The 13436-nt window shown below is 72.5% G+C and carries 15 protein-coding genes; 6 read left to right on the top strand and 9 right to left on the bottom strand.

The features are described 5' to 3' along the window. Window positions 1-143: 143 nt before the first annotated feature. From ACZ46W_RS06595 to ACZ46W_RS06560, 8 genes are all read right to left on the bottom strand, one after another. Complete coding sequence (locus ACZ46W_RS06595) at window positions 144-524, bottom strand: rhodanese-like domain-containing protein (RefSeq protein ID WP_468332244.1); 381 nt, start codon at window positions 522-524, stop codon at window positions 144-146. Continuing rightward, a complete protein-coding gene (locus tag ACZ46W_RS06590; protein ID WP_468332241.1) occupies window positions 521-1048 on the bottom strand; it encodes a cupin domain-containing protein in 528 nt (175 codons plus the stop codon). The genes ACZ46W_RS06595 and ACZ46W_RS06590 overlap by 4 nt, the downstream gene beginning before the upstream one ends. 79 nt (window positions 1049-1127) lie before the next feature. Next, complete coding sequence (locus ACZ46W_RS06585; protein ID WP_338015579.1) at window positions 1128-1214, bottom strand: putative leader peptide; 87 nt, start codon at window positions 1212-1214, stop codon at window positions 1128-1130. A 42-nt stretch (window positions 1215-1256) separates the two neighbouring features. Beyond that, window positions 1257-2855, bottom strand: coding sequence for an FAD-dependent monooxygenase (locus ACZ46W_RS06580; protein ID WP_468332238.1), 1599 nt, complete (start codon window positions 2853-2855; stop codon window positions 1257-1259). 186 nt (window positions 2856-3041) lie between these two features. After that, window positions 3042-3983, bottom strand: coding sequence for an amino acid ABC transporter permease (locus ACZ46W_RS06575; protein WP_468332235.1), 942 nt, complete (start codon window positions 3981-3983; stop codon window positions 3042-3044). Then, window positions 3980-4627, bottom strand: a complete 648-nt coding sequence (locus ACZ46W_RS06570) for an amino acid ABC transporter permease (RefSeq protein WP_366129631.1) — start codon at window positions 4625-4627, stop codon at window positions 3980-3982. The genes ACZ46W_RS06575 and ACZ46W_RS06570 overlap by 4 nt, the downstream gene beginning before the upstream one ends. 276 nt (window positions 4628-4903) lie before the next feature. Then, window positions 4904-5824: a glutamate ABC transporter substrate-binding protein gene (locus tag ACZ46W_RS06565; protein ID WP_468332231.1), complete on the bottom strand. Its 921-nt coding sequence runs from the start codon at window positions 5822-5824 to the stop codon at window positions 4904-4906. Window positions 5825-5896: 72 nt separating this feature from the next. Beyond that, complete coding sequence (locus ACZ46W_RS06560; protein ID WP_366129633.1) at window positions 5897-6682, bottom strand: amino acid ABC transporter ATP-binding protein; 786 nt, start codon at window positions 6680-6682, stop codon at window positions 5897-5899. A 274-nt stretch (window positions 6683-6956) separates the two neighbouring features. On the opposite strand from ACZ46W_RS06560, the gene ACZ46W_RS06555 reads away from it, so the two are divergent. Further along, a complete protein-coding gene (locus ACZ46W_RS06555) occupies window positions 6957-7691 on the top strand; it encodes a response regulator transcription factor (protein ID WP_468332227.1) in 735 nt (244 codons plus the stop codon). Window positions 7692-7705: 14 nt separating this feature from the next. Further along, entirely contained in the window at window positions 7706-9130 is a 1425-nt protein-coding gene (locus ACZ46W_RS06550) for a sensor histidine kinase (RefSeq protein ID WP_468332224.1), read from the top strand. Between the two features lie 4 nt (window positions 9131-9134). On the opposite strand, the gene ACZ46W_RS06545 is transcribed toward ACZ46W_RS06550, so the two are convergent. Further along, window positions 9135-10133: a TAXI family TRAP transporter solute-binding subunit gene (locus tag ACZ46W_RS06545; RefSeq protein ID WP_468332221.1), complete on the bottom strand. Its 999-nt coding sequence runs from the start codon at window positions 10131-10133 to the stop codon at window positions 9135-9137. Window positions 10134-10267: 134 nt separating this feature from the next. Here ACZ46W_RS06545 and ACZ46W_RS06540 point away from each other — a divergent pair, with 134 nt between their 5' ends. The 4 genes from ACZ46W_RS06540 to ACZ46W_RS06525 are packed head-to-tail and all read left to right on the top strand — an operon-like array spanning window position 10268 to window position 12922. Beyond that, window positions 10268-11575 carry an AMP-binding protein gene (locus ACZ46W_RS06540; RefSeq protein WP_468332218.1) on the top strand — a complete coding sequence of 436 codons (1308 nt, stop codon included), beginning with the start codon at window positions 10268-10270 and terminating at the stop codon, window positions 11573-11575. A 7-nt stretch (window positions 11576-11582) separates the two neighbouring features. Then, window positions 11583-12275 (top strand): 4'-phosphopantetheinyl transferase family protein, encoded by a 693-nt coding sequence (locus tag ACZ46W_RS06535; protein WP_468332215.1) that lies wholly within the window; start codon window positions 11583-11585, stop codon window positions 12273-12275. A 27-nt stretch (window positions 12276-12302) separates the two neighbouring features. Continuing rightward, entirely contained in the window at window positions 12303-12692 is a 390-nt protein-coding gene (locus ACZ46W_RS06530; RefSeq protein ID WP_366129639.1) for an ArsR/SmtB family transcription factor, read from the top strand. Further along, entirely contained in the window at window positions 12689-12922 is a 234-nt protein-coding gene (locus ACZ46W_RS06525; RefSeq protein ID WP_468332211.1) for a hypothetical protein, read from the top strand. Before ACZ46W_RS06530 ends, ACZ46W_RS06525 begins: the two co-directional genes overlap by 4 nt. Window positions 12923-13436 lie beyond the last annotated feature (514 nt).

The raw sequence follows: 13436 nt of genomic DNA, 5'->3' as shown, positions 1-13436 counted from the left end.
CCTCCCCAGGCCCGGCTGGCCCGCCCCTGGGGCCTCCCGCTCACGGCGCCACCTCCCCAGGGCGCCCCGCCCCCGCGCCTCCCGCCGGCGCCCGCCCCTCCCCAGGGACCCCGGGCCTCCCCGGACCAGTAGCCGTGTCGGGATCAGGGGGGTGTGATGGGGAGGCCGTGGGCTTGCCAGGATTGGAAGCCGCCGATGAGGTCGGTGGCGCGGTGGAGGCCCAGGTGGTGGAGGGAGGCGGCTGCGAGGGAGGAGGCGTAGCCCTCGGCGCAGACGACCACGACGCGGAGGTCGTGGCTCACCGCCTCCGGGGCGCGGTGGGTGCCGTGGGGGTCGAGGCGCCACTCCAGTTCGTTGCGTTCGACGACCAGGGCCCCGGGGATCAGCCCGTCGCGTTCGCGCAGTGCCGCGTACCGGATGTCCACCAGCAGCGCGTCACCCGCCTCGGCGGCCGCGAAGGCCTCCGGCGGGGTCAGGCGGTTCAGGCCCGCCCGGACCTGCTCCAGCAACCCGTCGATGTTCACTGCCAGTCCTCCGGACGCTCGACCTGCTCCAGTCGCAGCACCGGGCCGGTGCGGCTGAAGCGGCGGATCAGCGGAAGCGGCGGGTAGTACGCGTGGACCGACACGGCGTGCTCGGCAGGGGAGGCGTTCAGCACCTCGTGGACATGGTGGCGGCCGAACGCCCGTCCCTCGCCTGCCCGCAGCAGGCGCTCGCGGTCGACGTCCTCGTTCAGTTCGAGCGCCCGCCAGCCGCCCGAAGGCAGCCGTACGGAAAGGGAGTTCTCCTTCAGGGCGCCGCGCGCGGTGGCGAAGGCGCCGAGCGACTCGGCGTGGTCGTGCCACCCCGTGCCGGTGCCGGGCGGCCAGCCGATGAGCCACGCCTCGCTGCCGCCGGGCCCATCGAGCCGCACCCATGTGCGGCCCTCCGGGTCGAGCGGAAGGGAGGCGATCAGTTCGGCGTCGGCCGCCGTGCGGCGGACGAAAGCGAGGAGCTGGGCAGCCGTCGGCACATCAGTGGCCACGGGTGCGGAGACAGGCTGGGACACGGGAAACCGTCCTGGGTCCTGGACATGAAGTCGCGGAAGACGCGCACGGCGAAACGGCGCGTAAGGGAAAAGAGCGAGTTCAGCAGGACCGACGACACACGCAGCCCGCGTAGCGGACCAGGTCCATGTGGACCCTCCGCCACAGGCGCACATCGGTGCCGTTCATGATCGGGAGTACAGCACGTACTCCCCATCACGTCAATCGACGTCAGTTCACGTCGGCCGTCCGGTCGCTGTGCGCGGGCGACGGAGCACCGCCCCGTACCGCGTCGGCCGCCGCGTGCAGCTCCGCCGGCCGGACCCCGGAGAAGGCCGCCGCCAGGTTCCCGTCGGGCCGCACCAGCAGCACGGTGTGCGCGGCCGCCCCCGGGTACGCCTCCGTGACCAGCACCTCGCCCTCGACCGGCAGCCCCGCCACCGCCTCCACCAGCCGGGGCATCACGCCCGCGGACATCCAGTGCCGCCGGTCCCACACCCCCGTACCCGGCGCGACCAGCACCGCCAGGAGCCTGCCGCGGCCCAGCCGGTCCCGCAGCCGCACCGTCGTGCCGTCCTCCGGCGCCGTCACCCGCACGTCCGCGACCGGCGCACCCGGCGGCGTACCGACGCTCGTGTGCCCCTCGGCGTACGGGGGTGCGAGGGGGGAGTGCGGGTACGCGGGCGGCGCACCCAGCGGGCCGCGCCCCACGTGCCCGTCCATCAGCAGCGCGTCGTGCCCGCCGCCCCGCAGGTACGTCCGCAGCCCGCCCGCCCCGCGCAGCACCGGCAGCGACTGGTCGGCCGCCCGCAGCCGGGCTGCGACCGCCGTGCGCCGCTCGGCCTGGTAGCTGTCCAGCAGGGCGTCCGAGGCTCCGTGGCGCCACGCCAGCGCCAGCTTCCACGCCAGGTTCTCGACGTCCCGCAGCCCCTCGTCGAGCCCTTGCGTACCGAGCGCGCCCAGCAGGTGGGCGGCGTCCCCGGCGAGGAAGGCGCGATCCACCCGCCAGCGCTTCGCGAGCCGGTGGTGCAGCGTGTAGACGCCGGTGTCGACCAGGTCGTACGCCGGTGTCGCACCGCACCAGCCGGACAGGGTCTCGCGGATGCGCGCCACCAGCGCGTCGGGCGTCACGAGGTCGCCGCGCGGCGGCAGCAGCCAGTCCAGCCGCCAGCCGCCGTCCGGCAACGGCCGGGCCGTGACCTCCTCGCCCACGCCGCGCCACGGCGGCTGACGGTGCAACAGGGCCTCGTCCGGCCAGGGCAGTTCCACGTGGAGGGCGGCGACGGCGTGCCGTTCGACCGCCGTACGCCCCGGGAAGCGGACGGCCAGCAGCTTGCGCACGGTCGAGCGGGCCCCGTCGCAGCCGACCAGGTGGCTGCCGCGCCACGAGACCGCCCCGGGCCCGCGCGTGTGCGCCGTGACGCCGTGCGCGTCCTGCTCGATGCCGTCCACGCGGCTGTGCGTGACCACCCGCACCAGATCCGGGTCCGGGAGCGAGGCGATGGCCTCCCGCAGGCCGCGCGTCAGGGCGTGCTGCGGGATGTGCAGCGGGGAGGGCGCCTCCGGGCCGAATTCGAAGTGCCGCATCTGCTGCCGCCGGCGCATCGACCGCCAGCCGGTCCAGCGCGCGCCCTCGTCCCGTACGGTGGCGCAGCCGAGGCGCTCCACGAACGCCGCCGTGTCGGGGCGCAGTACGGCCGTGCGCGCGGCGCGCGGCTCCTCCTTGCCGGGGCCCTCGTCCAGGACGACGGAGGGCACGCCCTGGGCGGCGAGCGCCAGGGAGAGCGCCAACCCGACCGGGCCGGCGCCGACCACGATCACCGGGTCCACGACGCGGCTCCTGAGACCCGTACGTGAGCAGGGGAAACACGGGACAATACGGCTGGAGCCCGACGCGACGTGATCACAGAACGTATGCAACCCACTGCCGCTGCTTGCGTCAAGTGACGGGGGCAGCGGCGCGACCGCCACTGCCCCCGTTCAACCCGTAAGACACCCGGATGATGTCACATACCGTCAGTTCCCCGGTGTGCCGGTACCACCGTCACCACCGCCCGGTCCACCGGGAAGCGGGCCCTTGGCGACGGCGTTGCCGGCTTCGGCGGCCAGCACGGCGTTCGAGGCGGGGTCGGCGGCCGCGGCCGTTCCGATGCCCGTCTTGGCGCGGCGGCCGCGCTTCTCGATCCAGGTGGCGAGCGCGGACAGCGCCAGGCACATCGCGACGTAGATGGCACCGACCACCACGATCGTCGACACGTACGGGTACATGCCGTTGACCTGCGTGTTGGAGGCGATCAGACGGGCCGTCTGGAGCAGCTCGGGGTACAGGATGATGAAGCCGAGCGAGGTGTCCTTGAGGGTGACCACGAGCTGGCTGATGATCGTCGGCAGCATCGCCCGGACGGCCTGCGGGAGCAGCACGGTCGTCATGACCTGCGTCTTGCTCATGCCGAGCGCGTACGCGGCCTCTCGCTGGCCCTTCGGCACGGAGTTGACGCCGGCGCGCAGCACCTCGGCCTGGACGCAGCCGTTGTAGATCGACAGGCCGACCGCCAGCGCCCACATCGAGTAGTCGGTCAGGAAACCGACCCACACGGCGTAGATGGTGATCAGCAACGGGATGGAGCGGAACAGCTCGATGAAGCCGGTCGCCAGCCACCGGACCGGCTTGTGGTCGGAGAGCCGGGCCACGGCCAACAGTACGCCCAGGACCAGCGAGCCGACGGCCGCGATGCCGAACGCCTTGAGGGTGGCGAGGATGGCGTCGGCGATGTTCTGCCGGATGCCCGCGTAGTTGAAGATGTCCCACATCTCGGGGGCGAGGTGCCCCTTGTCGCTCAGCCGCATGATCGTGACGGCGAGCAGCCCCAGGATCGCGAGGGTGCCGAGCACGGCGTAGACGCGGTTGCGGACGATGGCCTTGGGGCCGGGGGCGTCGAAGAGAACGCTGGCGCTCATCGGGCGACCTCCAGGCGGCGCTCGAGGACTCGGAAGACACCACTGATGGAGAACGTGACCACCAGGTAGGCGAGGGAGACCCAGATGAAGATGGGGATGATGTCGTAACCCTCTTCGCTCATCAGCTTCTGCCAGCCGAAGAGTTCGGTGACGCTGAAGGCGCCCGCGATGGCCGAGTTCTTGGTGAGCGCGATGAGGATCGAGCTCAGCGGCGGCAGCACGGTACGGGTGGCCTGCGGCAGCACGATGAGCCGCAGCGTCTGCGAGAACGTCATGCCCAGGGAGCGGGCCGCCTCGGCCTGGCCCAGCGGCACCGTGTTGATGCCGGAGCGGACCGCCTCGCAGATGAAGGAGGAGGTGTAGAAGCCGAGCGCGATCGAGCCGAGGACGAAGGCGCTCATGCCCGGGAAGAGGATCTCGGGCACCACGAACGTCGTCACCAGGAACAGCAGCGTCAGCGGCGTGTTGCGCAGCAGGGTGACCCAGGCGGTGCCGAACCAGCGCAGCGGCGGGACCGGGGAGACCCGGAAACCGGCGATGACGATGCCGAGGACCAGCGCGATGGCGGTGCTGACGGCGGTGATCGACACGGTTCCTATGAAGCCGTCGCGGAACTCTGAGAAGTGGTCGAGCAGTACGTTCATGGGGTCTCCGCGTCGGCGGTCAGCGGCTGGCGGTCAAAGTGCGTGCGGTCGTGCGGTGCGGCGCGCCCGGTCCGGTGGGTGAGGACCGTTGCGTGCGGTACGTGCGGCACCGCGGTACGTGCGGTACCTGCGGTACCTGCGGTACCTGCGGTACTTGCGGTACTTGCGGTACCGCGGCACCTGCGGTCGTGCGGCGTGCGCGCCTGGCACGGGGCGGAGCGCCCCGTACGCATCGGTACGGGGCGCTTCGTCGTGAAGCGGTGGTGCGGGGCGCGATCAGTAGCGCTCGAGCGCCGGCGGCGGGGTGTAGGCCGAGCCGGACAGACCCAGGGTGGCCTCGTAGATCTTCTTGTACGTGCCGTCCTTGATCCGCTTGTCCAGCGCGTTGTTGACCGCGTCGCGCAGGACCTTGTCCTCCTTGTTCATGCCGATGCCGTACGGCTCCTGCGTGAACGGCTTGCCGACGACCTTCAGCTTGGTCGGGTTCTGCGCGGCGTAGCCCTTGAGGATCGCGTCGTCCGTGGTCACCGCGTCGACCTGCTTGGTCAGGAGCTGCTGGACGCAGTCGGAGTACTTGCCGAGCTCGGTGGTCTGGGCACCGTACTTCGGCTGCTTGATCTCCTGGAGCGGCGTGGAGCCCTTGATGGAGCAGACCTTCTTGCCCTTGACGGAGTCCGGGCCGGTGATCGAGGTGTCGTCCTTGCGGACCAGGAGGTCGGCGCCGGCCTTGTAGTACGGACCCGCGAAGCCGACCTGCGCCTTGCGCTTGTCGTTGATCGTGTAGGTACCGACGTAGTAGTCGACCTGGCCCTTGGAGATGGCGGTCTCGCGGGTGCTGGAGTCGACCGTCTTCCACTCGATCTGGTTCTCGGTGAAGCCCAGCTCGGCGGCGATCATCTTGGCGATCTCGACGTCGAAGCCGGAGCGCTTCTTGGTGGCCTGGTCCTCGAAGCCGAGGTACGGCTGGTCCGCCTTGGAGCCGATGATCAGCTTGCCGCGCTCCTTGGCCGCCTTGAAGGTCGGCGAGTCAAGGTTCACACCCGTGGCGACGACGTACTTCGGCAGGGCCGGCGCGTTGGTGGCGCCGGGCTGGACGCCGGCCGGCTTGTCGCCCGCGGAGCCCTCCTTGCCACCACAGGCGGTCGCGGACAGCGCGAGCACGGCAACGGCCAGTGCGGCCGACTTGCGAAGCTTCATGGTGAACATCCCTTATGTCGTGGTTCGTTGGTCGTCATCGCCGCTCGTCACCGGCGGGATCAGTGGCAACCGTCAGTGGTGAAGGATCTTCGACAGGAAGTCCTTGGCCCGGTCGCTGCGCGGACTGCTGAAGAACTGCTCCGGCGTGGCCTCTTCGACGATGCGGCCATCCGCCATGAAGACGACCCGGTTGGCGGCGGACCGGGCGAAGCCCATCTCGTGGGTGACGACGATCATCGTCATCCCGTCCCGCGCGAGCTGCTGCATGACCTCGAGGACCTCGTTGATCATCTCGGGGTCGAGCGCCGACGTGGGCTCGTCGAAGAGCATCACCTTCGGGTCCATCGCCAGTGCCCGGGCGATCGCGACGCGCTGCTGCTGACCACCGGAGAGCTGCGCCGGGTACTTGTCGGCCTGGGAGCCGACGCCCACCCGGTCGAGCAGCGCCCTGGCCTTCTGCTCCGCGGCCTTCTTGTCCGCCTTGCGGACCTTGACCTGGCCCAGCATGACGTTCTCCAGCACGGTCTTGTGCGCGAAGAGGTTGAACGACTGGAAGACCATGCCGACGTCGGCCCGCAGCCGGGCGAGTTCCTTGCCCTCCTGCGGCAGCGGCTTGCCGTCGATGGTGATGCTGCCGGAGTCGATCGTCTCCAGGCGGTTGATGGTGCGGCACAGCGTGGACTTGCCGGACCCGGACGGTCCGATGACGACCACGACCTCGCCGCGGGCGATGGTCAGGTCGATGTCCTGGAGCACATGCAGCGCGCCGAAGTGCTTGTTGACGTTGCTCAGCACGACCAGGTCGCTCGCCGTCGGTACGGCGTCCTCCGCGCCCTTGGTCACTGACACTCCGCTCATCGGCTTCTTGCTCCGTCCTCCTCGGTTGCAGAGGACATTAAGCACGCGGTGCGACCAGCGTCATTACATCTGAGCGGAAATTGAGCATAACGATCCGGCTGCAACCGGACACTATGCGTGAACGGGACGGCGCCGGGACGGCGGTCCGGAGAACGGGTGCATAACGGAACCATCGATGCCCCCGGAACCCTCTTGACTGGCGGGCCGCCCATCGGCGTTCATGCCCAGGTGGCCATATGGTCACCGAAGCGATCGCACCTTTCGGAGGGGGGCCATGAGACTGCTGCTCGTCGAGGACGACGACCACGTCGCCGCGGCCCTGTCGGCGATCCTCAAGAAGCACGGATTCGAGGTCACCCACGCCCGCAACGGCGAGGAGGCGCTCCAGGCCGTGCTGCCCGCCGCCAACGCCGGCCGGCCGCCCTTCGGTGTCGTCCTCCTGGACCTCGGCCTGCCCGACCAGGACGGCTACCAGGTCTGCGGCAAGATCCGGAAGCTGACCACCACGCCGGTGATCATGGTGACCGCGCGGGCCGACGTCCGCTCCCGCATCCACGGACTCAACCTCGGCGCCGACGACTACGTCGTCAAGCCGTACGACACGGGCGAGTTGCTCGCCCGCATCCACGCCGTCAGCCGGCGCTCCGGCGCCCCGGACACCGACGACCCCGGCGGCACGACCGGCACGGGCGGCGGCGGTACGGACACGGCGGCGCCGCTGCGCCTGGGCTCCGTCACCATCGAGCTGCCCACCCGCAGGGTGAGCGTGGCGGGTACGGAGGTCCAGCTCACCCGCAAGGAGTTCGACCTGCTCGCCCTGCTCGCGCAGCGGCCCGGCGTCGTCTTCCGGAGGGAGCAGATCATCAGCGAGGTCTGGCGCACGAGCTGGGAGGGGACCGGCCGCACCCTGGAGGTCCACGTGGCGTCCCTGCGCGCCAAGCTGCGGATGCCCGCCCTGATCGAGACCGTGCGCGGCGTCGGCTACCGCCTGGTCGCGCCGGCCGCGTAACGCCCTGAAGCCCTGTGCGCACCCGTCTGCTGCCGCTGCTCCTCGTCCTCATGGCGGGCGTGCTGCTCGCGCTCGGCTTTCCGCTCGCGGCCAGCCTCGCCGCCGCCCAGCAGCAGACCGTCGTCGTCGACCGGATCGACGACACCGCCCGCTTCGCGGCCCTCGCCCAGTTCGTCACCGAGCGCGGCCCCGGCATCGACGAACGGCAGTCCACCCTGCACGGGGAACTCGTCCGCTACCACGAGGTGTACGGGATCGAGGTCGGCGTCTTCTACCGCGACACCACCGCCATGGCCCGCGCCCCCAAGGACTGGGACGTCCCCGCGAGCGGCGAGCCACGGCGCGCCTTCCGCGAGGCCCTGCTGGGCCGCCGCAGCCACGACCCGCCCCAGGTGTGGCCCTGGCAGCGGGACGCCCGCCTCGCGGTCGCCTCGCCCGTCGTCCGGGACGGGGACGTCGTCGCCGTCGTGCTCACCGACTCGCCCACCGGCCAGTTGCGCTCCCGCATCCTGCACGGCTGGCTGCTGATCGCGGCCGGTGAGGTCGCGGCGATGCTGCTGGCGGTCGGCGCGGCGTTCCGGCTCACCGGGTGGGTGCTCAAGCCCGTCCGCGTCCTGGACGCCGCCACCCACGACATCGCGACCGGCCGGCTGAACTCCCGCGTCGCGGCGGCCGGCGGACCGCCGGAACTGCGCCGCCTGGCCCGGTCGTTCAACGAGATGGCCGACAACGTCGAAGAGGTGCTGGAACAGCAGCGCGCGTTCGTCGCCGACGCCTCCCACCAACTGCGCAACCCGCTCGCCGCGCTCCTGCTGCGCATCGAGCTGCTCGCGCTGGAGCTGCCCGAGGGCAACGAGGAGATCGCCTCCGTACGCACCGAGGGCAAGCGCCTGGCCCAGGTCCTCGACGACCTCCTGGACCTCGCCCTGGCCGAGCACGCCCCCGCCGACCTGCGGCTGACCGACATCGGCGAGCTGGCCGGCGAGCGGGTCGCCGCCTGGCGGCCGCTCGCCGACGAGAAGGGCGTCCGGCTGACCTGGGGCGGGTCGGCCGTCACCGCCTGGGCCGACCCGGTGGCGCTCTCCAGCGCACTCGACGCCGTGATCGACAACGCGCTCAAGTTCACACCGACGGGCGAGGAGGTCACCGTGACCGTCGCCGCCGACGGCGACACCTCCACGATCGTCGTCACGGACCGGGGCCCCGGCCTGACCGACGAGGAGCTGACCCGTATCGGCGACCGCTTCTGGCGCAGCGGCCGCCACCAGAACGTCAAGGGCTCGGGCCTGGGCCTGTCGATCTCACGCGCCCTGCTCGCGGCGGGCGGCGGTTCGATCTCCTACTCCCACCACGAGCCGAGCGGCCTGCGCGTCACGCTGACCGTCCCGCGTACCGCGCCCGAGAAGCCCGAACAGCCCGGGGAGCCCGACAGGCAGTGACCGGCTACGGCTTGGCCGAGCGGTAGTAGCGCCGCGCTCCCTCGTGCAGCGGCAGCGGGTCCGTGTAGAGCGCCGTCCGCAGGTCGACGAGCTGTGCGGGGTGCACCTCGCGGCCGATCCGGTCCCGGCTGTGGATCACCGTGCGCGTGAAGGCCTCCACCAGCGCGGCGTCCGTACGGTCGGTGGTGACGAGCAGGTTGGCCACGGCCACCGTCTCGATCGGCCGGCCCTCGGTGGCCAGGGCGTAGGCATCGGCGGGTATCACGGCCGAGCGGTAGTAGCGGCCGCTGCCACCGCCCTCGTGCACCCGGTTGATCAGGTCGCCCTCCAGCGGGACGAGCCGGATCGGGAAGCGCTCCGAGAGCTTCTGCACGGCGCTGGTGGGCAGGCCGCCCGACCAGAAGAACGCGTCCAGCCGGTCCTGCTGCAGCAGCGTCGGCATGGTGTCGATCCCGGCCGAGACCGGCTTGATGTCCTTCTCCGGGTCGATCCTGGCGGCCTGGAGCAGCCGGTTGGCGATCAGCCGCACGCCCGACCCGTCCTGTCCCACACCGACCCTCAGGCCCCGCAAATCGGCCGTGGACCGCACCTTCGAGCCCTTGGGCACGATGAGCTGCACGTAGTCGTCGTACAGCCGGGCACAGCCACGCAGGTCGTACGCGCCCGGCCTGCTGTCCCGGATGTACGTCGCCACGGCGTCGGCCGTGGCGATCGTGAAATCGGCCTCCCCGGACGCGAGCCGCTCCAGGTTCTGCCGGGAGCCCTCGCTGTCCTGGAGGGATATGTCGACGTCGGGCACATTGCGCCCGAGGGCCTCCTCCAGCAGCTCGCCGTACCGCTGGTACACCCCCGTCGGTACGCCGGTGCTGAAGGCGACCTTCCCGCGCGGGGACGGCTCGCCGGGCGGAAGCAGCCACCACAGGAGCAGGCCCAGCACCACGAGGCCCACCGCCGAGCCCTGGAGGGCGCGGCGGCGGGTGATGCGGGACAGGGCCTGGAGCATGGCGCGATCCTGCCAGCTCACTCCCGGTGATGGCCAGGGCGGGCGGGCAACGGTTCGGATCGCTGTCAGTGACACGTCAGCGCGGCCCGGCAGCATGACGGTGGGACGAGTGGCTGGACCGGGAGGACGAGCCGATGAGCAGCGCACCGCCGATCGAGAACGTCACCGAGGACCTCCGGGCCGCCGCCCCGCCGCCGGCCCCGACGGTCGTGGCCATGCTGCTCGCCCGGGCCACGGGCCCGGGCGCCGGCCGGCCCCTGTTCACCGCCCTGGGAGCCGGAGGCGAACGGCTCGCGCGCCTCACCCCGGCCGAGCTCGACGCGCGGGCCCGTACGGTGGCGGCCGCGCTGCACCGGACCGGACGGCCCGGCGACCGGGTGATCATCCCGCCGATGCCGGGCCTCGACTTCCACATCGGGTTCTTCGGCTGCCTGTACGCCGGGATGGTCGCCGTACCGGTGGCGGACGCGACCGGACCGGCCGCCGCCGCCATCGCCCGGGACTGCCGCGCCGGTGCGGTGCTGGTGCCGGACGCCGCCGCTCCGGGGCCGTTGCCGGACCTGCCCCGGGTGCCCGTACGGGGGCCGGTGCACGCCGCCCACCACCGGCGCGGCGCCCCGGTGGCCCCGGACCCCCTGGCGCCGGCGCTGCTCCAGTACACCGCGCGGCCCGGGCGGCGGGCCAGCGGTGTCGCCGTCGGCCACGGCGCCCTGGTGGCCGGCCAGGCGGCGGTACGCGCCCGGTGCGACGTCGACCCCGGCACCACCGTCGTGAGCTGGCTGCCCCTCTGGCACGGCACGGGGCTGGCCACCGCGCTGGTCCTCCCGCTCACCTCGGGGGCGGCCGCCGTGACCATGGAGCCCGCCGCGTTCGTACGCGACCCGCGCGTGTGGCTGCGCGCCATCGAGGCGGAGGAGGACGTCTTTGCGGCGGCGCCGGACAGCGCGTACGAGCTGTGCGTCAGGCGCGTGCCGGTGGCGGAGCGGATGCGGATCGACCTGTCGACCTGGCGGGTGGCCGCCGTCGGGGGCGGTGCCGGGCGGCCGGTCAGGGCGCGGACGCTGCGCGGGTTCGCGGACGCGTTCCGGCCCGGTTTCTTCCGCGAGGAGATGTTCGCCGCGGGCTACAGCCCCGGCGACGGCACGCCCGGCGGCACCCTGGCCCGCCCCCTCTACCCGACCGTGACGGGCCGCTACGACCGCGAGGCCCTCACCCGGGGCAAGGCGGTGCCCGTGCCCCCGTCACGCCGCGGCGGGGTCGAACTGGTCGGCCGGGGAACGCCGTTGCCGGGCACGACCGTGCGGGTCGTCGACCCCGCCTCGGGCCTGGCCCTCCCCGAGCGGGCCGTCGGCGAGATCCGGGTGGACGCGCCGGGGTGCGCCGGGAGCCGGACCGGAGACCTGGGCTTCCTCGACGGCGGCGAGCTGTTCGTGACGGGCTGACCCCGGCGTGATCGAGCGGATACTGCCGCCGTACGTCACCGCCGTCGAGGCCTTCTCCGACCCGCCGGGCGCCCGCCTCTTCCCGGCCGAGCAGGCCGTGGTGGCAGACGCCGCGGAGGGGCGCCGGCGCGAGTTCACGACCGTCCGGCACTGCGCCCGCCTCGCCCTCGCCCGGCTCGGCCGGCCACCGGTACCGCTCCTGCCCGGCCCCGGGGGCGCGCCCCGGTGGCCGGACGGGGTGGTCGGCAGCATGACCCACTGCCGAGGCGGCTACCGCGCCGCCGCGGTGGCGCCACGCACCGCCGCCCGGGCCCTCGGGGTGGACGCCGAGCCGCACCGCCCGCTCCGGGACGGCGTGCTGGCGAGCGTGGCCCGCCCCGGCGAGCGTGCCCGGCTGGCGGGGCTGGACGGCTCGGTGTGCTGGGACCGGGTGCTGTTCTGCGCCAAGGAGGCCGTGTACAAGGCGTGGTTCCCGCTCACGGGCCTGTGGCTCGGCTTCCATGACGTGGACGTCGACTTCGAGCCGGGTACCGACCGGTTCCGGGCGCGGGTGGTGGCGGGCGGGGAGGAGGTGGACGAGCCCGCCTTCTCCGACGGGCGGCTGACCGGCCGGTGGGTCGTCGGCCACGGTGTGGTGGCGGCCGTGGTGGCCCTCGCGTCGTTTGACATCGGCGCAGGTCGTGGGAAAGTCTCGTCCTAAAGTTTCCCGGGATGTCAGAGGTGGGCCATGACCAGCGAGGAGCTTCTGGCTGTACTCGCTGCCGTGGGCCACGCACAGCGCCTCCGCGTCATCGCCGAGCTCGCCGAGGGCCGCATGTACGTGAGCGAACTGGCCCGCCGCCTCGGGATGTCCCGCCCCCTGCTGTACATGCACCTGGAACGGCTGGAAAAGGCCGGCCTGGTCGTCGGCAACCTGGAGCTGTCCGACGACGGCAAGGCGCTGAAGTACTTCGAACTGGGCGCGTTCGACCTCCACTTGAATGTCGATACGATCCTCGCGGCCGTACGGGCCGACGAGGCCCGGGCGGGGGACGCCGGTGCCGCGCCGGAGCGGGCGGCCGCGGAGGGCCCGAAAGACCAGAAGGGCCTGAAAGACGTGAAGGGGAAACGCACATGACCGGGGCCATCATCGCCATCGCCGTCGTCCTGATCGTCGTCGGCGGCATCACAGCGAGCGTGGTCTCGTACTTCAGACTCCAGCGCCACCGTGCCGATGCCGTCGCCATGGCCTCGTACCGCAAGCTCGCGGAGGAGGCGGTGGCCCAGCAGGAGTCGCTGCGGGGGCAGCTCGCGGAGCTCGGCGACCGGGTGAAGGCCGTCGAAGCGCTGCTGCGCAGCGTCGAGTAGCGCTGCATGGGCCCCGCCCACGGCCCGCACCCGGGCGACGGCCGGGGTGGGGCCGTGCAGGGTCGCCCCCGCAGAGGTTGGCGGCGAGGGGTCGGCTCCCTTGCCCGTGACCCAAGGCCGCCGGCCTCGAGGAGGTGAGCCCGGAGGGGCCCCGCCCCCCACGCACCTGCGGTGGCCGCCCGCCCCACCGACCCGCACCCGCGGTCACCGGAAACAGGCACCCCCCCCGGGGCACCGGGCAAGGGCACCGCCCCGGTCCGTTGTGCCCACCCGTTCCGCCCTGCGGAACGACTGCCCACAACGGAAGCGGAGGGGGCGGGCAGGGTACCCGGACGACTGCCCACAACGGAGCGGCGGGGGTGGGACCTCCCTGCGGGACGACTGCCCGCAACGGAAGCCGGACGGAGGCAACCCACAACGGAGAAGGGGACGCGCCCACCGGCGGAACGACTGCCCGCAACGGAAGCGGAGGGGCGCAGGGCACCCGGACGACGGCCTACGACAGAGGGGCGGG

The sequence above is a fragment of the Streptomyces sp. NPDC031064 genome, from assembly GCF_055570965.1.
Note: the sequence above shows the minus strand (reverse complement) of the source record. Positions and strands in the feature narration are given on the sequence as shown.

Excerpts from the sequence above, each read along its gene's own strand:
- ACZ46W_RS06585 (WP_338015579.1), bottom strand. The coding sequence starts at position 1,214 with ATGAACGGCACCGATGTGCGCCTGTGGCGGAGGGTCCACATGGACCTG.
- ACZ46W_RS06575 (WP_468332235.1), bottom strand. The coding sequence starts at position 3,983 with ATGAGCGCCAGCGTTCTCTTCGACGCCCCCGGCCCCAAGGCCATCGTC.
- ACZ46W_RS06570 (WP_366129631.1), bottom strand. The coding sequence starts at position 4,627 with ATGAACGTACTGCTCGACCACTTCTCAGAGTTCCGCGACGGCTTCATA.
- ACZ46W_RS06565 (WP_468332231.1), bottom strand. The coding sequence starts at position 5,824 with ATGAAGCTTCGCAAGTCGGCCGCACTGGCCGTTGCCGTGCTCGCGCTG.
- ACZ46W_RS06560 (WP_366129633.1), bottom strand. The coding sequence starts at position 6,682 with ATGAGCGGAGTGTCAGTGACCAAGGGCGCGGAGGACGCCGTACCGACG.
- ACZ46W_RS06555 (WP_468332227.1), top strand. The coding sequence starts at position 6,957 with ATGAGACTGCTGCTCGTCGAGGACGACGACCACGTCGCCGCGGCCCTG.
- ACZ46W_RS06545 (WP_468332221.1), bottom strand. The coding sequence starts at position 10,133 with ATGCTCCAGGCCCTGTCCCGCATCACCCGCCGCCGCGCCCTCCAGGGC.
- ACZ46W_RS06540 (WP_468332218.1), top strand. The coding sequence starts at position 10,268 with ATGAGCAGCGCACCGCCGATCGAGAACGTCACCGAGGACCTCCGGGCC.
- ACZ46W_RS06530 (WP_366129639.1), top strand. The coding sequence starts at position 12,303 with ATGACCAGCGAGGAGCTTCTGGCTGTACTCGCTGCCGTGGGCCACGCA.
- ACZ46W_RS06525 (WP_468332211.1), top strand. The coding sequence starts at position 12,689 with ATGACCGGGGCCATCATCGCCATCGCCGTCGTCCTGATCGTCGTCGGC.